We start from the raw sequence: 19,001 nt of genomic DNA, 5'->3' as shown, positions 1-19,001 counted from the left end.
ATCAAGCGGCTCTTACGCGCGCCAGGAACTTGTCGACCTCACCCTTCAGCATATCCGACTGACGCGACAGGGCCTTGGCGGCGCCCAGAACCTGGGTAGCGCCGGCGCTCGACTCCTGGGCGGCCAGGGTGACGCTGTTGATGTTGTTGGTCACTTCCGAGGTGTTTTGCGACACTTCGTGGATGTTGCGGGCGATCTCGGCCGTGGTCTGTTCCTGCTGGCTGACCGCGTCGGCAATGGCCGAAGCGATGGCATTGACCTCGCTGATGGTGTCCTCGATGCCGGTGATTTCGCCGACCGCCTGCTGGGTCGAAGCCTGCATCTTGGCGATCGAAACCCCGATGGTCGTGGTCGAGGTCGCGGTTTGGTTGGCCAGCCCCTTCACTTCCGATGCAACGACCGCAAACCCTTTGCCGGCCTCGCCTGCGCGGGCGGCTTCGATGGTGGCGTTCAGCGCCAAAAGGTTGGTCTGCTGGGCGATAGCGTTGATGATGCTGACCACCGACTCGACCTGGGCGGCGTCGCCGGACAGGGCGTCCATGCTGCCGCGGGTGCGGCCGGCCTGCTGGACGGCGTCGCTGGCAATCATGGATGAACGTGCAACCTCGCCGCCGACCTGGCGGGCCGAAGCGGCCAATTCCTCGATGGCGGCGGCGACCGAGCGGACATTGTCGGCGGCCTGGCGGGCACCGGCTTCGACAGCCGACGACTGGACGCTGGTCTCTTCGGCAGCGGCTGACAACGTCTGAGCGGAAGCCTGCAGTTCCGAGGCGGCGTTGGAAACGGCGCGAACGATGTCGCCGACGGCGTGTTCGAATTCATCGGCCAGCTTGACCACCTCGACCTTGCGCTGGTTCTGCATGTCGATTTCCAGGGCGGCCTGCTGCGTACGCAGATCCTCGGCCTCGACCAGCTTTTCCTTGAAGATTTTCAGGGCCGAAGCCATGCCGCCGATTTCGTCGCGGCGGCCAGTGTCGGGAATGGCGACATTGATGTCGTGATTGGCCAGCTTCAGCATGACCTGGGTCATGCGCGAAATCGGGCGGGAAATCCCGGCGGTCAGGACAAAGCCCACCAGGACGCAGAAGACGGCCAGCGAGCCCAAGGCGACCATGATCCACACACGGGCCGATTCACTGACCTTGGTGGAGGCGGCAACCGCCGCGTCGGCCTTGGCCTGGCGGTAGTCCTGGATCTTGCGCACGGCGGCGTAGAAGGTTTCGCGTTCCTTGGACAGGTCGTTCATCAGCACGTCCTGAGCCATGTCGGGCAGGCCGGCCTTGTCGAGGTCGGCGACCTCTTCCTGAACGGCCAGGAAGTGCTGCCAGGCGCCGCGCAGCGCGGCGGCCAGTTGGGCTTCCTCGTCGCCAGCCACCATGGTGCTGTAATCGCTCCACGACTTGGAGAACTCGTTGCGGGCCGTGGCGGCTTCGGCGGCATAGGCATCGCGGGCCGCACCGGCCGCGTTGTGCTCCAGGAAGGAGGTAACGCCCAGGGCCTGGCTGATTCGCGCCAGGTCGCCCAGGGTCGACACGGCCTTCATTTCGGTGGCCAGACGGGTACCGATGGCGGAAACCTCGTTCAGCTTATAGATGGAGAAGGCGCCCGTGGCGACCGACAGGACCATCAGCACGCCAAACGCCAGTGCGATCTTTCCCCGGATCGAGAATAGCAACTTCCCAAGCATGTCCGAGTCTCTCCCAAAATTCGGCTCTATTTTGCGGGAGGCTAACGCGGCAACTCATAATATAGGATTAACCACGCGACGACAGGACGGTCACAATTCAATGGTTGCGGATTGTGGACAGTAATACCGCTCAACCGCCCTGGGGCCTGCTGAGAATCGACTGCAGGATATCCTCCTCGATCTCCAGCAGCAGCGCCGACGACCGTTCGCGCGGATAGTCCAGCGGGATCGAAACGATGCGCGCAATCCGACCCGGATCCGACGCCATGACCACCACCCGGTTGGACAGGTGGACGGCTTCGGAGACGTCGTGGGTGACCATGATCATGGTGTTGCGATGCTTGATCCAGATGCGTTCCAGCTCGGTGCGGACCTTCAAACGGGTCAGAGCATCCAGCGCCCCCAATGGCTCGTCCAGCAGCAGGATACCGGGCTCGTTGACCAGGCCACGGGCGATGGCGGCGCGCTGGGCCATGCCCCCGGAAAGCTGGTGCGGAAACGCGCGCTCATAGCCGGTGAGATTGACCAGGGCAAGGTGGGCGCGGATCAGTTGTTGGCGCTCGGCCCTGGGCAGGTTGCGCCGGATCAGGGCCAGGTCGATATTGTCCTCGATGGTCAGCCACGGCAGCAGGCGGTGATCCTGGAAGACGATGCCGCGTTCCAGGCCCGGGCCGGTGATGCGTTCGCCACCCAGGGTGATGTCGCCGTCATAGTCGGTATCCAGCCCGCTGATCAGGCGCAGCAGGGTCGACTTGCCGCAACCACTGGGGCCGACAATACTGACGAATTCGCCGGGCTGGATGTCGAGACCGATGCCGTCCAGCACCGTCTTGGTCTTGCCTTCGATGGTGAAGCGCTTCGACACGCCCTTGATGGACAGGGCGCCGGCGGCCTTGGCCGGCAGGTCGGGCGTAAGGGTCGGATTATCGCGGTTCCAAAACATATCGGTCACCTTTCTAGAGCGCATCCCGAAAAGTGTGACGCACTTTTCGGGATGCGCGTTAAAACAAAAGCTTAGAGCGCCGATCCGATTCTTCCGGATCGGCGCTCTAAAAAACTATTTGCGCCAGCGCAGGGCGTGTTTGCCGATGGCGACGCACAGGCGGTTGGTGGCGTAGCCCATGGCGCCGATGAAGATCAGGCAGACGATCACCTGGTCCATGCGCATGGCCAGTTGCGCCCGCTCCATGATCACCCCCAGGCCCGGCCCAACCGTGAACAGCAGTTCGGCGCCGACCGTGGCGATCCAGGCAAACGACGTCGCCTGCAGCAGGCCGGTCAGGATCTGCGGAAAGGCTGCCGGAAACAGGATGCGGGTAAAGGTCTCAACCTTGTTCAAGGTCAGGACATGGCCCAGTTCGCGGTAGCGGTTCTCGACCCCGCGCAGGCCTTCGCAGGTGTTGAGCGCCATGACTTCGAAAGCGGCAATGGCGACCAGCAGCTTGATCGAGAACTCGCCGGTGCCGAACCACAGGGCGATGATCGGGATCAGCCCCATGGTCGGGACCTGGCGCAGGGCGTGGTAGATCGGCCCGATCAACCAGTCGACTGTCCGGCTCAGCGCCATGGCGGTACCCAGCGCTATGCCGGCCAAGGTGCCGGCGGCCAGGCCGATCAGGGCGGTCGAGACACTGGCAAACAGGTGCATGGCCAGTTCGCCGCCGTTCAACAGATCGACGGCGCTGGCCCAGATGTCGGATAGCGGTACAAAGGCATAGGCCGCCGACTTGCCCTGCAGCGAGGCGATATGCCAGGCCAGGATCAGAACCAGCGGTAACGCCCAGGCCTTGGCCAGACTTTTGATCGATGCGGTCATGGTCAGCCTGCCTTCCAGCGCGACAGCCGCGTCTCTGCGCTGCGCAACACCCGGTCGAGACCGAAGCCGACCAGGCCGGTGATCGCGACGCCGACAAAAACGACATCCATCCGGAACATCTGGCGTCCCAGTTCCATCATCTGGCCGAGGCCGACTTCGGAAGCGATCAGTTCAGCGGCGACCAGAGCGCCCCACGAGCGGCCAAGCCCCAGCCGCACGCCGGTCACCACGTCCGGCAAAGCCGCCGGGATAATGACCTTGCGAAGGGTATCCGGCAAAGGCAGGCGCCAGGCCTGGGCCACGTCCTTGTACCGCTGCGGTATCCCCCTCACCCCTTCGACAGCCGCCAGCGCGATCGGGAAGAAGGTGGCCTTGGCGACGATAAGAATCTTGAAGGTTTCACCGATGCCGAAGAACAGGATCAGCACCGGCACGAAGGCGATGGTCGGTACGGTGCGGATAACGGTGAAGAACGGCAGGGTGTAGTCCTCGATCGGCCGGAACAAGGCCGCCGCCACGCCATAGGCCAGGCCTAGCAGGGTCCCGGCCCCGAACCCGACTGCCAGACGGTAGAAGGTCGCGCCCAGGGCCGTGCTCAGTTCGCCCAGTTGCCAGGTCTCGACCAGAGCAGAAACCACACGTTCCGGCGAGACCAGGATCTGGCTCGGGAAGACACCGGAGGCCGCAGTCGCCCACCACAGGGCCAGGACCATCAGCGGCGAGGCTATGGCGGTGACGACTTTGGGCACCTTCCAGCCGCGCTCAAGGAGCGAAGCGTTAGCGCGACGAGAAGGCGCTTTCGTAAGCGCTAAGGCTGTCATGAGTTAAGTTCCGCGTTGGCGGCCTGGCGGTGACGCCAGAAACAGAAGGCGGCGGTCACCCAGACCAACGGAATCCAGGCGAGGAAGATGTTCTGCAGGCCGATGGCCAGGCTCAGGCTGCCGCCGGCGACCGACCCCAGCAGCGAACCGGTCTGGCCGGACAGGTTCAGCAGGCTGGAAATTTTGCTTTTTGCGATCGGCGAATGGGCCAGGCGCTGCATATTGACCAGGTGGATGGTCGCCGCGGCAATGGCCAGGCAGACGGCGCCCAGCATCAGCACCAGCCATTCCCGGCCGAACCCGACCAGCAACAGCGCCGCCGTCGCAAAACCGAGGCTCGCCGCGTAAGCCCAGACCAGCCGCACCTTGCGCAGCAAGGGCCCCAGCACGAACAGGGCGGCAATGGTGGCCAGGCCTTGCGTGGTCACCAGGGCGACCGCCATGGCCTTGGGCAGGTGCAGGTCGGTAATGGCGAGGACCAGAATGAAGCTGGAAAACAGCGAGGTCACCGACGAGTTGACGAACTCGGTCAGGCAGCTTTCGCCGACCCAGAGGTCTTTCAACATCAGGCGGAACTGGTCGAGCAGACCGGCCCCGCCCCCTTGCCCAACGGAGGTTTCGACCACCGCTTCGGCCTCGGGCAGGAAGTTCTGCGACCACAACGCCATCAGGCCAAACAGGGCCGCCAGGCAGATATAGGAGACCAGGAAATTGGCCGATCCGGTCAGCAAGGTGCCGACCCACGGCCCCAGAACCGCCATGCCGGTCGATTGCGAGGCGCGGAACCAGCCAGCCTTGTCCTGGCCAAAGCTTTTTAGCCTTTGCAGGAAGGTCGAGTTCATCGAGATGGTGCGAAACGGCACGGAGGCGCCGACCAGGCTGCGGGCCACGGCCAAAGCGCTCCAGGCGCCGAGGAATGGCACCACCAGATAGATGGCCATGCAGTTCAGGCTGGCCAGCAGGTAAACCCGTTTGGCGCCGTATTTGGCGATCAGGAACCCCGCCGGCAAGGTGACCAGCATCATGCCCAAGGTGGCCGAGCCCGAGATCAGCCCGACCTGGAACGGCGTGGCGTTCAGGTGCAGGGCGAACAGGGTGGTGATGACATTGCCCATGCCGATGGTGGTCCCGGCCAGCACCGACAGGGTGATGAACCGGGCCAGGAATCCATTGTCGGCAGGAGCGGCGACGGCTCCGATCATTTCGAGCCCTGACGTGCGGTCCAGTAGCCTTCCAGCTTCTGATTTTTCAGCGCCTGTTCGACATATTTCGGCTCGAAGAAGTCCTTCACGTCAAACGCCTGCGGGATCAGTTTCTCACTGGAGGTGAAGGCGACGGCGTCTCGGTAATGCTCTTCCATATAGCCGTCGAACAGCGGCGACCACTTGGCCTTCCATTCGATGTCGTTTTCCGAGTCACGCTGAACCACCGACAACGGCGTGCCGTTGCGCGAGATCAAGGTCTGGGCCTCTTCGCGGTTGGCGTCCTGGGACGACCAGTAGGCGGCGGAGATATAGCCTTCGACGACTTCCTGGGTCAGGCCGGGATTGTCGCGGGAAAAGTCTTCGCGCACGAACAGTTCCGACCGCCATTTCCAGTTGGTGCCCTTGGACGACCAGATGACCCGACCGACGCCCTTGTCTTCCAACAGGTAGGCGGCCGGTCCGATAAAGGCGGCGTCGATCTGGCCCGCGGCCAGCGAAGACGCAGCGGCATCGGCGGCGATGTTGAAGATCTTGAAGTCGGCCCGGGTCAGGCCTTTCGACGAGATCAGCTGGTTGAAGGCCAGTTCACCGGGACGGCCGCGTTGCAGGGCGATGCTCTTGCCCTTCAGGTCCTCGATCGACTGCGCCTTCGAACCGGCGGGGACCACGAGGTAAGAGTTGCTGCCGCGACCGGCCGGCACCACCAGCTTGATGGGGATGCCGCCGGCACGGGCGATGATGGCCGGGAAGTCGCCATAGGCGGCAAAATCGACCTTCTTGCTGGCCAGGGCTTCATTGAAGCCCGGCCCGCCCAGGGACTGCGAAATGGGCACCCATTCCACCGTTACCCCGCGCTTGGCCAGCCGCTCTTCAAGGACTTTCCGGGTGTAGACGGCGGCCGTCTGGTTACCGCCGACATTGAGCTTGCCGTCCGCATAGTAGCCGATGGAAGCAATGCGAACCACCTTCGCTTGGTCGGCGGCGGAGGTATTCTGACCGCCCGGTGAACAGGCGGCCAGAAGCAGGAGGGCGAAGGCGAAAACGGGGGTCAGGATGCGCATGGCAGGCTCTCCAACAGACTTTGTTTAAAACAACTTGGTCAGGGTCACGCCCCAGGTGCGCGGCGGGCCGAAGCTCACCGGGTAGGCGCCGTTACGCGCAGCATTGGCGTTGTGGACGTATTCCCGGTCTTCCAGATTGTAGACATAGGCGCCGAGCGTCAGCCCCTTGTCCGGGAAACGCCAGGCCAGACGGGCATTGTAGAGGGTGTAGGCGTCCTGCTCCTGGATCGGGTCGTTCTGGACCACCGCGTTGAAGAAGATATGGCTGCGGTAGTTGGCGTCGGCTCCGATAACGATCTGCTGACCATTGCTGAGCGGGAAGACATAGTCGGCATCGATCGTCGCGGTTTCCTTGGGCGCGCGGGCAATCTGGTTGCCGCTGGCGTCGGTCGGGGTCTGGACGCCGCCGACCAGCACCGTGGTGTGGAAGTCGGTGTACTCCGCCCGGGTCAGGATGCCGACATTGGCGCGCAGGGTCAGGTTCTGGGTCGGCTTGCCGGCCAGTTCCAGCTCGATACCGTCGATCTTGCCGTTGGCGGCGTTGCGCAGGGTCGTAGCCGACTGGCCGTTGAGCTGGCCCTGAACGTTCACCTGGATATTCTGGTAGTCGTACGTGAAGGCCGAGGCATTGAAGGTCAGCCGGTTATCCAGCCACTCGCTCTTCAGGCCGGCTTCGATATCGGTCAGGGTTTCGGGCTCGACCGTATTGACCGCCACCTGCGAGGTGACATTGCCATTATAGCCGCCCGAACGGAAGCCGGTGGCATAGCGCAGATAGACACGGACATTGTCGTTGATCTCATACTGCGGGGTCAGCGAGTAGGTGGCGCGTTCCCAGGTGTTTTCGGCGACCAGGGTGGCATTGGGGTTCAGGGTCGAGCTGACCGCCGAACGCTGCCACCACCGGCTCGGATCGCTGAAGGTGACCGAACCGGTGACGGCCTGGACACCACCCAGGTCGATCGACTTGGTTTCCGTCGTCCAGCGCGCGCCGGCGGCGATCTTGAAGCGGTCGGTGACGGTCCAGGTCGCTTCGCCGAACACCGCGAAGCTCTCGGTCTTCTGGTCATAGATGGTGTTCTGGAACGCCGAGCGCAGGGCCGGAAGACCACCACCCGCCGCCACATTGGCGAGCGTCGCCGTACCGGCGTCGGAATGGAAGTCTTCTTCGAACAGGTGGGCGCCGACGGTCCAACTGACGCGGTCGGCCGCGTCGGAGGACAGGCGCAGTTCCTGGCTGACCTGCTTGCTGTCGACGGCGCTGTGCGACAGCTGTGCCGGCCGGGGGCCATTGTCGCCATCGGCGAAGGCTTCGCGCGACAGTTCATCGTAGGAGGTGATCGAGGTCAGGGCCAGGCCGCCAATGTGCCAGTTGACGTTCAGGTTGACGCCGCTGCTGTTCAGCGTTGCCGGACCGCCGTCATAGTCGTTGCTGATCGCATCGCCCAGGGACGGGCTGGTGCCGTAGGCCGGGATGTAGCCATAGGAGTCGGCACCGCCGACGCCGGTGCCGATCTTGTAGCCCGGCGCACCACCATCTTCGAGGTCACGGGTGTGCAGGGTCAGGATGGCTTCGACGTCGTCGTGCGGCGTCAGCAGGAACTTCAGGCGGAAGGCCGAATCCTTGGTCGCGCCCTGGCCTTCACCGTCGAAGGTGTTTTCGTACCAGTCGCCGCGGTCTTCGATGCTGCCCGAGAAGCGGGCGGCCAGCAGGCCGTCGATAAGCTTGCCGCCGATGGCGCCCTGGACCGCCTTGGATTCGTTGCTGCCGACTTCGCCGCGGATATAGCCGCTGGTTTCGAACGAAGGCTTGCGCGACAGGGTGTTGACGGCGCCGCCGATCGTGTTCTTGCCCCACAGCGTGCCTTGCGGGCCGCGCAGGACTTCGATGCGGTCCAGGTCGAACAGCGGGAAGGTCTGGTAGGCGGTGTCGCCGTAATAGACGTCGTCGATATAGATGCCGGTCGGGCTGTTGACGTTGCCGGAGGGGTCGTTGACGCCGACGCCACGCAGGAAGTAGCGCGGACGGGCGACGCGGCCACCACCGTTGGCGCCGGTCAGGTTCGGCACGAAGCGCGCAACATCGTTGGCGGTGGCGATATTGCTTTCGAGCAGCTTGTTGCCGCCCAGCGCGGTGACGGCCACCGGCACGGCCTGGACCTTTTGCGACCGGCGCTGGGCGGTGATGACGACATTGACGCCGCTATTGTCGGCATCGGAGATGGAGGCCGTCGAAGCGCCGGCGGCAACAACCGGGGCGGTATCGTCGGCGAAAGCGATGGCGGGTAGCACAGCCGCGAGGGCTGTGCCGGCCAGGAGGATGGCCAGTTTGGAGGAGGTCATGTGCGAGACTTTCTTGATCGTTTTGGATTTTTTGGTCGCTGATCAAGTGATCTCGTACAGCGTGGAAGGAGGAGGTGGTTAAGTCGTAAGAGCCGCTTCGCTTTCTTCCTCCTCCCCTGTTTACGGGGGAGGTGGATCATGGCGAAGCCATGAGACGGAAGGGGCCATTCCACTGGCGGTAAGCCCCTCCCACCGCTTCGCGGTCCCCCCTCCCCGTAAACGGGGCGGGAGAAGACAAGCTCAGCTAGGTCGTTTCGTATGCAGGCGTTGAAGCAACTTGAGCGGTATCCAGCGGGCGAGCATCGATCCAGTCGGTGATGCTGAAGTCGTTCGGGATGAAGCCCTTCTGGAACAGGAAATCCTTGTAGGCGCTCAAGCCGGCGATGGCGGTGTCGTTGAGGGTGGTGTGCAGTCGGTTATGCAGTTCGTGACCGTAGGCGCGCTCGACCACCTCGGCGGAGGTGCCGTCCTGGCGGGCAATGCGTTCGGCCGCCTCACGGGCATGGGTTTCCGCCCACGGACCGGCTTCGGCGACACGCCGGACCAAGGTCGCCACCAGTTCGGGATAATCTTCGATGAACCTGGCATGGACGGTCAGCGGGCGCGGCGTACCGTTATTGGCGCGGACCAGAGGATCGGGATGGGCGCTGATCTCGCTGACCACTGTGGCGTTCAGGCGATCCTTGATGGCGATGCCATGGGGACCGCGCACGAAGATGGCGTCGACCTGGCCGCTCAGCAGGGCGTCGACCGCACGGCCGCCGCCTTCGAAGGTGCGCGCCCCCTCTTCCGCACCCGGCGTGCCGAAATTGTCATGCACCTGGCGCAGTTCGACGAACTCGGCGTCTTTTTCCGACAGCCCGGCCAGTTCCAGCGCCGTCAGATAGCCGCGGAGATGCGCCGCCTGGGTGTGGTCGACCGGATGGTTGGCGGTCAGCAGGGCCAGCTTGCGGTCCTTCAGGTCCTTGCCGGTCTTGATACCCGACGACGGCAGGGCCAGGACGGCCTGGTATTCGTCCAGCCAGTTGATGCCGACCAGGCGGGTTTCGACACCCGTCGAACGCGCCCAGATGGCCGGGACATTGCCACCCTGGCGGATGGAATATTCGATGTGGTGGTCGTAGTGCGACAGCTGCTGTTGCTTGTCGCCGTCGCGCTTGACCGACTTCAGCGCGATGCCGAGCGGCTTCAGCTCATCGGCGAACCAGCCGTTCTGAATGGCGACGGCCAGAGGCGAATGGCCACAGTGCGAATACCAGATAGCGTCAGGGTTAGACATGGTTGGCTCCTTCAGGCGACTTCAGCCAATTTTGCGGAGGTTAGGGATGCGGCTTCGATTTGCAGGCGGGCGGCTTCTTCCAGCGCCACCACCAGGCGGGCCAGCGAGGCGAAGTCGTCGCCCCAGGCCAGCAGGCCGTGATTGGCGTGCAGCAGGGCCGGCGCCTTGGGGAAGGCGCGCAGGGTGTCGACGACCGGGCCGGCGTCGTAGCGTGCGGCGGCTTCGGTGACCGGGATCGACCGCAGGCCGAACGCCGCCAGTTCCGGGAAGTCGGTGACCGGCAAGGCCTTCTGGGCCAGGGCCCAGGCGACCAGATGCGGCGAATGGGTGTGGATGGCGACCTTGGCGTCCGGACGCTCGGTCAGGATGGCCGAATAGAGCGGCAGGACTTCCTCGTGATGGTAATAGAGTTCACCTTCATGGACGTTCTCGTCGTGATCCAGCACGACCACGGCGATCTTGCCGCCCTTCAGCGGGCCTTCGAAACCGCCGATGACGAAGCGATCGCCGTAGCGCTTGGCGGCATTGCCATTGCCGACGATCGACAGGCTGTTGGTCTCGTGCAGATGGGCGACCGCCGAGTCGATCTCGCGCTTGGCGTGGACAGCGAAATCCGACAGCGGCGCACCGACGATGGGGTAGGTCTTGGTGTCGTTGTCGGCGCGGGTCTGGGCCTGCAGCGAGCCGTAGATCTTGTCACGGGCCTCCTGCGGATAGTCCTGGGCGCCGCCGATGCGGTCGGCCAGGCCGGTGACATAGGCCGCCTCTTCCAGCGACAGAACCAGGCGAATGGCGCGGGCGGCATTGGGCGCCCAGATCAGCACCCGGCCGTCACGCAGCAAAAGCGCTGGCGCTTCCGGGCGATTGTTGAGCACCGCCGCTACCGCCGCTGGATCGGCGTCGGCCACCGGCAGATCCTGCGTCTTGGTGTAGCTGAACATCTGGAAGTAGCGCACCGGCAAGGGACGACCCGAGAGACCCCAGGCGGCCAGGCGCGGCGCCCGCAGCAGCACGGCCGCACCAGCATCGCTATGGGCGGCGAAGACCGCTTCAAGCAAAGGCTTGGCTTCCGCCGGAACCTCAGCATCGACCGGCACCGGCCCGGCGCGCAGTTCGGCGAAGGCGATTCCGTCCGCCCGGCGCTGGGCCAGGACGCCGGGACGCGCCGGCGACAGGGCTTTTCCGAGCGTGAGGATACGGACACCGTCGGCAGCCGCCGCGGCGAGGTCTTCAGCAACAGTGGTCATAGTCTTGGCTTTCTCAGAGCACGTCGGCGTAGACGCGCGGCTTTTCCTGAACGGTATGAGGGTTGGCCGGGCGCTTCAGGCCCAGGTTTTCACGCAAGGTAGTGGCTTCGTACTCGGTGCGGAACAGGCCGCGGCGTTGCAGTTCCGGCACCACGCCGGCGACGAAATCCTCGAACCCGGTCGGCAGCAGCGGCGGGATGACGTTGAAGCCGTCGGCCGCCTCGCCACGGAACCATTCTTCCATGACGTCGGCGACGTGCTCGGCCGTGCCGACGACCAGGTTATGGCCGCGCACCACGCTGAAACGCAGAACCAGTTGCCGGATGGTCAGGTTTTCGCGCCGCGCCAGGTCGATCAGTTGCTGGCGGCGGCCCTTGCCGTTTTCGGTTTCCGGCAGGTCGGGCAGAGGACCGTCCAGGTCGTGGCCCGACAGGTCAAAGCCCATCAGCTTCACGCCATTGCGGAAGTCGTAGAGGTCCTGCAAGGCGCCCAGCTTGTCCTGGGCCTCCTGCTCGGTGGAACCGATGACCGGCGATAGACCCGGCGTGATCAGCAGCTCCGACGGATCGCGGCCGTATTTCGGCATGCGCGATTTCACATCGGCATAGTAGGCTTGCGCCACGTCCAGCGACTGCGACGAGCAATAGACCATCTCGGCGATCTGGGCGGCGAACGCCTTGCCGGTATCGCTGTTGCCGGCCTGGACGATGACCGGGTAGCCCTGGACCGGGCGCGCGATGTCGAGCAGGCCCTCGACGTTGAAATACTTGCCGTGGTGCTTGACCGGATGCGCCGAGCGGATGTCGAGATAGTCGCCACTCTGCTTGTCGATGTTACCGAAAGCATTGTCATCCCAGCTGTCCCAGAACGCCTTGGTGACCTGCAGGAACTCGCCGGCATGTTCGTAGCGCGAGGCGTGGTCCAGCGGATTGTCGATGCCGAACACCTTGGCTGAACTGTCGGAGAGCGAGGCAACCACGTTCCATCCGGCGCGGCCGCCGCTGATATGGTCCAGCGAAGCGAAACGGCGGGCGACATTATAGGGTTCGTTGAAATTGGCCGACAGGGTGGCAATCAGGCCGATCTTGCTGGTGGCGCCGGCCACCGCCGTCATCAGGGTCAGGGGCTCGAACTGGTAACCCAGCGGCTGGTGCGCCAGTTCGTTAAGCTGGCCGCCGGCCTGGCCGACGAAGTCGGCCACGAACACCGCATCGAACTTGGCGCTTTCCGCCAACTGCGCCAGCTTCACCCAGTATTGCAGGTCCGGCTGACCGCTTTGCGGCGAGTCCGGATGACGCCAGGCGCCGGGATGATGGCCGAAGGCGCGGAAGAAGACGTTCAGTCCGAGGTGGCGGCGGCGTTGTACCATGGTTGGGCTCCAAATCCACACTAACTTGGTGGTATATAAATCACCACTTATTTGATGGAGTTTTCGACGTCAACCGGGTCGTGAACCTGCACTGGGTAGCAAAACACCAGCGCAGCGGCGGCCGGCGCGTTAATTTTTCAAGAAATTTCATTAGCTTATGACGTTCCGAACTAAGCCTTCGGAGATGTTTGCGCTGCGCAGGAAAAAATCTATCCGACCTTTGCAGAAAAACTATTCGACGGATGCAACAACCTATTTGATAAGGCTTTGCGGATTGTTCGCACTTGCGTGATGGCCATGGTCTGCGCTACCCATAGGCCATGAACGTCCTCATCATTGATCCCGACGAAGCGCGCGCCGCCCTGGTGGCGGAGGGCATTCGCGCCGATCACGGTGAGAAGGAAACCACCATCCGCCAGGGTACGCACTTCGAACTGCGCATGCTGCGCGACTTTGATCCTGACATGGTCATCATCGCCTGCGAGAGCCCCGACCGCGATATGCTGGAGGCGCTTCAGGTCGCCAACGAACAGGTACCGCGCCCTGTGGTCATGTTCGTCGACCGCAGCGATGCCAATGCCACCGCCCAGGCGCTGGAAGCCGGGGTCGCCGCCTATATCGTCGATGGCTTCAACCCGCGCCGCATCAGTTCGGTGCTGACCGTGGCGGCCCAGCGATTCGCCATGACCCAGGCGATGCGCCGCGACCTCGACAAGGCCAAGGCGGACCTGGCGGCGCGCAAGGTCATCGACCGCGCCAAGGGCGTTCTGATGAAATCACGAAATCTGAGCGAAGAGGATGCCTATAAGGCATTGCGCAAGCACGCCATGGATACGGGCCGGCCCATCCATGCGGTTGCCGCCGACATCCTGGCCGTCAGCGGCCTGCTCAAGCCGGGAGAGGACTGAATGGTCACCGACGTCAAGATCGCCTACAGCCCGCTCAACGACGCCGCCCTGGTGCTGGTCGCCGAGGCGCTGGGCTTTTACGACAGTGAAGGCCTGCGCGTCACCTTAAGCCGCGAGGCCAACTGGTCCAACATCCGCGACAAGCTGGCCTATGGCCTGATCGACGCCGCCCATATCCTGGCGCCGGTGCCGTTCGCCGCCGCCCTGGGCCTGGGCCCGTCCATGGGCCGGATCATCGCCCCTATGGCCCTTGGCGCCAACGGCAATGCCGTGGTGGTATCGCACGACCTGAAGGCGCGATTAAGCGACGACGACAGCAGCCACACGCCTTTGATGAGCAGCGCCCGGCTGCTGGCCCGCGAAGTCGACCGCCGCCGCAAGGCCGGCGAAGGGCGTCTGGTCTTCGCCGTGCCCTTTACATGGTCGCCGCACCATTTCGTCCTGCGCCATTGGGCGGCGGCAGCGGGCCTCGATCCCGAACGCCAGTTGCAGTGGGTGGTCCTGCCACCGTCGCGCATGGCCGATATGCTGAAGGACGGGGTGGTCGACGGTTTCTGTTCCGGCTCGCCCTGGCCCCAGGCCGCCCATCTGATGGGGCGCGGGCAACTTCTTTTTGCCGACCCGGACTACTGGAGCCTGAAGCCGGAAAAGGTGCTGGGGGTGCGCGCCGCCTGGGCCGAGCAGAACCCGGACGCCACGACCGCCCTGGTCCGCGCCTTGTTACGGGCTGCCCTGTGGGCCAATAGCGCGGCCAATCGCGACGACCTGATGCGCATCCTGGCGCGACATGTCTATGTCAATGCGCCTCAGGAGGCTATTTCCCTGGCGCTCAGCCAGGGCGGCGCCGGCTTCACGCTCGATCCGGAGGCCGCCACCTTCCCGTGGATCAGCCATGCAAAATGGTTCATGGGCCAGTTGGTCCGCTGGGGCTGGCTGGAGCCGGAGCACGACTTCGACCAGTTGGCACGGCATATCTACCGCCCGGACCTGTGGCGTCAGGCCGCGTCCAGCCTGGGGCTGAATGCGCCCGAGGCCGACGAAAAGGACGAAGGCGGGCATCCGGAGCCGTGGCAACTGCCGGCTCAGCCTTCGCCGATCATCATGCCGGCGAACCAGTTGTTCGACGGCGGCGTGTTTATGTGCCGGTAATTATACACCTCTCCCCGTTTACGGGGAGAGGACGAGAGCCGAGTGAAACGAAGGCGATCGGGTGAGGGGCCTTCAGAGGACGGAGCGCGCCGAAGACGCCCCGCCCCTCACCCTAACCTCTCCCCGTGAAGAACGGGGAGAGGGGACGATAACGCTACTCGTGCCAACCCATCACAGAATAGTGATTTCAACAGAAACCAAATATCTCGGTTTCACACAAGTTTCATAAAACGCCCGTTGAAACCCCTTCCGGGCCGTTTTCGTGATAATTTTGACGCAACGCGATTTCGCACTGCAACAAAGCCGCAGAATCCGCGTTGACGAATGTCGGAACCCGGATGATCGTCCCTGTGTGGCCAAGGAAGGCCGCACCGAAATTCTCGCTGAAACCGCCAATGGCGGCGTGTTGCAGCGCACATAGACACTGGCGTCTCAAGTCAACCAACACCTTCGGGTGAGGTTCCGCTTGAGGCGCTTTTTTTTATTCTCAAGGGGACTTAAGTGACAAATCGTATCCGCATCCTCCTCACCACAACGGCCGCTGTCGCCGCGCTGGGCGTGGCCGCCGGCGCCCGCGCTGAGGACACCGTCTCCGAGGCGATCGGCGCCTCCAAGCCGATCTTCGAATCCAGCCTGCGCTCGGAAACCGTCGACCAGTTCGGTTTCGCCGAAAAGGCCGAAGCCTTGACCTGGCGCAACCGTTTCGGCTTCACCACCGGCGAATACAAGGGCATCAAGGCGATCATCGAGGTCGACAGCGTCGAGGCCTTGACCGAGAACTACAACTCGACCCTGAACGGCAAGACCGCCTTCCCGAACGTCGTCGACCCGGAAGTCACCGAAATCAACCGCGCCCAACTGAGCTGGGCCGCCACCGAAACCACGACCCTGACGGTCGGCCGCCAGCGCATCATCCTGGATGACGCCCGCTTCATCGGCAATGTCGGCTGGCGCCAGGATGAACAGACCTATGACGCCATCCGCCTCGACACCATGCTGGGCCCGGTCAAGGTCACCGGCGCCTATATCGGCCGCGTCAACCGCATCCAGGGCGACGAAAAGGACTGGAAGTCCAACTCCTACGTCCTGAACGCCAGCTACAGCGTCAACGAGGCCCTGAAGTTCACCGCCTTCAACTATACGTTCGACTTCGAAACCACGGCGACCGCGCCGACGGCCGCCGACATCGCCAACGCCAAGATTTCCTCAGTGTCCACCACCGGCCTGCGCGCCTACGGCAGCACCTGGGTGTCGTCGTTCAAGCTGAACTATGTCGCCCAATATGCCGGCCAGTCGCCGTCCGGCAAAAATCCGGCCGCCGACTACACCCTGCATGAAACCATGCTGGAAGGCGCCGCCACCTGGGACGTCTATACCTTCAAGGTCAATTACGAGATCCTGGAAGGCAATGGCACCCAGGGCTTCGTCACCCCGCTGGGCACGGTCCACGCCTTCGAAGGCTGGGCGGACGCCTTCGCCTCGGTCGGCGGCAACAAGACCCATCCGAACGGCATCAAGGACCTGAGCTACAACCTGACCATCGCCGGCCACACCAAGCCGTGGGCGCCATGGTTCATGAACCCGACCCTCAGCGTCATCTATCACGACTTCCAGACCGACCGCCTGGGCCAGGACATCGGCACGGAGTGGGACGCGATCCTGACCGCCGGCATCACCAAGAACCTCAGCCTGATGCTGAAATATGCCGATTTCGAGCGCGCCAGCCCGACCATGCCGGCCTCGCGCACCAAAACCTGGATCATGCTGCAGTACAAGCTCTAAGCCCTAAGGAATTTACGACTATGACCGACTCTATCGACACCAAGGGCTTGAACCGCCGCCAGGCCCTCACCGCCGCCGCCGCGACTGTAGCCGCTGCCCAGGCCCTCTTCCCGGGCGGCGCCCACGCCGCCGGCAAAGGCCCAGAAACCACCGCCGCCAAGCTGGGCTTCATCGCCCTGACCGACGCCTCGCCGCTGATCATCGCCAAGGAAAAGGGCCTCTTCGCCAAATACGGTATGCCAGACGTGGAAGTGCTGAAGCAGGCCTCGTGGGCGGCCACGCGCGACAACATCGTCCTGGGCTCGAAGGGCGGCGGTATCGACGGCGCCCACATCCTGTCGCCCATGCCCTACCTGATCACCACCGGCCAGTCCGCAAAGGCGACGCCGATGTACATTTTGGCGCGCCTGAACGTCAACGGCCAGGGGATCAGCGTCGGCAACGACCTGAAGAGCGTCCAGGTTGGCCTCAACAGTTCGGGCCTCAAGGCCAAGTTCGCCCAGCTCAAGGCCGCCGGCAATATTGCCAAGGTCGCCATGACCTTCCGTGGCGGCACCCACGACCTCTGGCTACGCTACTGGCTGGCCGCCGGCGGCATCAATCCGGATGTCGACTGCTCGACCATCGTCATCCCGCCGCCCCAGATGGTCGCCAACATGAAGGCTGGCACCCAGGACGCCTTCTGCGTCGGCGAGCCGTGGAACGGCCAGTTGGTCAGCCAGAAGATCGGCTACACCGCGACCACGACGTCGGAAATCTGGATGAACCACCCGGAAAAGGCGCTGGGCATGCGTGCCGACTGGGTCGACAAGAACCCCAACGCCGCCAAGGCGCTGATCGCCGCCACCATGGAAGCCCAGCAGTGGTGCGAACGCAACCGTGCGGCCATGTGCGCCATCACGGCCGGCCGCCAGTACATCAACGTGCCGACCGGCGACATCGTTCCGCGTCTGCAGGGCACGATCGACTATGGTGATGGCCGCAAGGTAACCAGCAGCCCGCACGTCATGAAGTTCTGGAACGACTTCGCTGCCTTCCCGTTCAAGTCGCACGACGCCTGGTTCATTACCGAGAACAAGCGTTGGGGCAACTTCAGCGCCGGCCTCGACACCAAGGCCCTCGTCAACAAGGTCAACCGCGCCGACATGTGGCGCGACGTCGCCAAGCAGTACGGCATCGCCACCCCGGCGTCGGATTCGCGCGGCGTCGAAACCTTCTTCGACGGCAAGAAGTTCGATCCCGCCAACCCGGACGCCTACCTGAACAGCCAGGCCATCAAGAAGCTGTCCTAAGGAGTAAAGTATGCCCTTCGATCTTGTGAAGAAAGCGACCATGGCCCCCAGTTCTCCGCCGCCTGAGGTCGACCGTTCGGCTCTGCTGATCGCCGCCCAGAAGAAACAGATCGACGCGGCCCGCCTGCGCAAGGTCGCTGAGAAGGCCTCGACCTTCATCATGCCGGCCCTGTTCCTTGGGATCGTCCTGGCCTCCTGGGAGGCCACGGCTCAGGCCTTCCCGGGCGGCCTGCCCGGTCCGGTGCAGGTGTGGACCGACTCGCAGGAACTGATCACCGATCCGTTCTTCGACCGCGGCGGGGTCGACAAGGGCCTGTTCTGGCACATCCTGACCTCGCTTTCGCGGGTGGGGATCGGTTTCAGCATCGCCGCCGTGGTGGGGGTGCTGGCCGGCGCCTTCATCGGCACGGTCGGCTGGGCGCGCAAGGGGCTGGATCCGATGTTCCAGGTCCTGCGCACCGTACCGCCCCTGGCCTGGCTGCCGATCTCGCTGGCCATGCTGCGTGAGGCTCAGCCCTCGGCCCTGTTCGTGATCTTTATCACCTCGGTGTGGCCGATCGTCATCAACACGGCGGTCGGCGTGCGCAACATCCCGGTCGACTATATCAATGTGTCGCGCGTCCTTCGGCTCCATCCGATCGAGTTCTTCTTCAAGATCATGCTGCCGGCGGCGACGCCGCACATCTTCACCGGCCTGCGTATCGGGGTTGGCATGAGCTGGCTGGCCATCGTCGCTTCGGAAATGCTGTTGGGCGGGGTCGGCGTCGGCTTCTTCATCTGGGATCAGTACAACGCCGCACGCATCTCGGACATCATCGTCGCCCTGGTCTGGGTTGGGCTGGTGGGCTTCGTCCTCGACCGCCTGGTCGCCGGCCTGGGTCATCTGGTCTCCCGCGGCACCGCAGCCGACTAAAACACAAATCGCTCTCCCGCCCCGTTCTTCACGGGGAGGGGGGACCGCGAAGCGGTGGGAGGGGCTTTTACCATCAGTGGAAGAGCCCCTTCCGTCTCCTTGCTTCGCAAGGATCCACCTCCCCCGCAA

Annotated in this window: 15 protein-coding genes; 5 read left to right on the top strand and 10 right to left on the bottom strand. The window is 63.9% G+C overall.

Annotation, left to right across the window (positions count from 1 at the left end; translation table 11 throughout):
- Position 1: 1 nt before the first annotated feature.
- The 10 genes from ABAC460_RS35475 to ABAC460_RS35430 all read right to left on the bottom strand — a co-directional run bounded on the left by ABAC460_RS35475 (position 2) and on the right by ABAC460_RS35430 (position 12,828).
- Entirely contained in the window at positions 2-1,687 is a 1,686-nt protein-coding gene (locus ABAC460_RS35475) for a methyl-accepting chemotaxis protein (protein WP_023453448.1), read from the bottom strand.
- A gap of 130 nt (positions 1,688-1,817) precedes the next feature.
- Positions 1,818-2,630, bottom strand: a complete 813-nt coding sequence (locus ABAC460_RS35470; protein WP_023453447.1) for an ABC transporter ATP-binding protein — start codon at positions 2,628-2,630, stop codon at positions 1,818-1,820.
- 114 nt (positions 2,631-2,744) lie between these two features.
- Entirely contained in the window at positions 2,745-3,503 is a 759-nt protein-coding gene (locus ABAC460_RS35465; protein ID WP_023453446.1) for an ABC transporter permease, read from the bottom strand.
- A 2-nt stretch (positions 3,504-3,505) separates the two neighbouring features.
- Positions 3,506-4,252, bottom strand: a complete 747-nt coding sequence (locus tag ABAC460_RS35460) for an ABC transporter permease (RefSeq protein WP_023453445.1) — start codon at positions 4,250-4,252, stop codon at positions 3,506-3,508.
- Positions 4,253-4,320: 68 nt separating this feature from the next.
- On the bottom strand, positions 4,321-5,526 hold the full coding sequence (locus ABAC460_RS35455) for an MFS transporter (protein ID WP_023453444.1): 1,206 nt from the start codon (positions 5,524-5,526) through the stop codon (positions 4,321-4,323).
- Positions 5,523-6,590 carry a PhnD/SsuA/transferrin family substrate-binding protein gene (locus ABAC460_RS35450; RefSeq protein ID WP_023453443.1) on the bottom strand — a complete coding sequence of 356 codons (1,068 nt, stop codon included), beginning with the start codon at positions 6,588-6,590 and terminating at the stop codon, positions 5,523-5,525. Before ABAC460_RS35450 ends, ABAC460_RS35455 begins: the two co-directional genes overlap by 4 nt.
- A 24-nt stretch (positions 6,591-6,614) precedes the next feature.
- Positions 6,615-8,933 (bottom strand): TonB-dependent receptor, encoded by a 2,319-nt coding sequence (locus tag ABAC460_RS35445; RefSeq protein WP_023453442.1) that lies wholly within the window; start codon positions 8,931-8,933, stop codon positions 6,615-6,617.
- Between the two features lie 244 nt (positions 8,934-9,177).
- On the bottom strand, positions 9,178-10,212 hold the full coding sequence (locus ABAC460_RS35440) for an ABC transporter substrate-binding protein (protein WP_023453441.1): 1,035 nt from the start codon (positions 10,210-10,212) through the stop codon (positions 9,178-9,180).
- Positions 10,213-10,223: 11 nt separating this feature from the next.
- Positions 10,224-11,459, bottom strand: a complete 1,236-nt coding sequence (locus ABAC460_RS35435; RefSeq protein ID WP_023453440.1) for a class II aldolase/adducin family protein — start codon at positions 11,457-11,459, stop codon at positions 10,224-10,226.
- 13 nt (positions 11,460-11,472) lie between these two features.
- On the bottom strand, positions 11,473-12,828 hold the full coding sequence (locus ABAC460_RS35430) for an LLM class flavin-dependent oxidoreductase (RefSeq protein WP_023453439.1): 1,356 nt from the start codon (positions 12,826-12,828) through the stop codon (positions 11,473-11,475).
- A 320-nt stretch (positions 12,829-13,148) separates the two neighbouring features.
- On the opposite strand from ABAC460_RS35430, the gene ABAC460_RS35425 reads away from it, so the two are divergent.
- From ABAC460_RS35425 to ntrB, 5 genes are all read left to right on the top strand, one after another.
- On the top strand, positions 13,149-13,736 hold the full coding sequence (locus ABAC460_RS35425; protein WP_023453438.1) for an ANTAR domain-containing response regulator: 588 nt from the start codon (positions 13,149-13,151) through the stop codon (positions 13,734-13,736).
- Entirely contained in the window at positions 13,737-14,885 is a 1,149-nt protein-coding gene (locus ABAC460_RS35420) for an ABC transporter substrate-binding protein (RefSeq protein WP_023453437.1), read from the top strand.
- 501 nt (positions 14,886-15,386) lie between these two features.
- The gene (locus ABAC460_RS35415; protein ID WP_023453436.1) at positions 15,387-16,667 is read left to right on the top strand and encodes an alginate export family protein; all 1,281 of its coding nucleotides are present in this window, start codon (positions 15,387-15,389) and stop codon (positions 16,665-16,667) included.
- Positions 16,668-16,687: 20 nt separating this feature from the next.
- Entirely contained in the window at positions 16,688-17,959 is a 1,272-nt protein-coding gene (locus ABAC460_RS35410; protein WP_023453435.1) for a CmpA/NrtA family ABC transporter substrate-binding protein, read from the top strand.
- Between the two features lie 10 nt (positions 17,960-17,969).
- Positions 17,970-18,872, top strand: a complete 903-nt coding sequence (gene ntrB, locus ABAC460_RS35405; RefSeq protein ID WP_023453434.1) for a nitrate ABC transporter permease — start codon at positions 17,970-17,972, stop codon at positions 18,870-18,872.
- Positions 18,873-19,001 lie beyond the last annotated feature (129 nt).

The sequence above is a fragment of the Asticcacaulis sp. AC460 genome (genome assembly GCF_000495795.1).
GTDB lineage: Bacteria > Pseudomonadota > Alphaproteobacteria > Caulobacterales > Caulobacteraceae > Asticcacaulis.
Note: the sequence above shows the minus strand (reverse complement) of the source record. Positions and strands in the feature narration are given on the sequence as shown.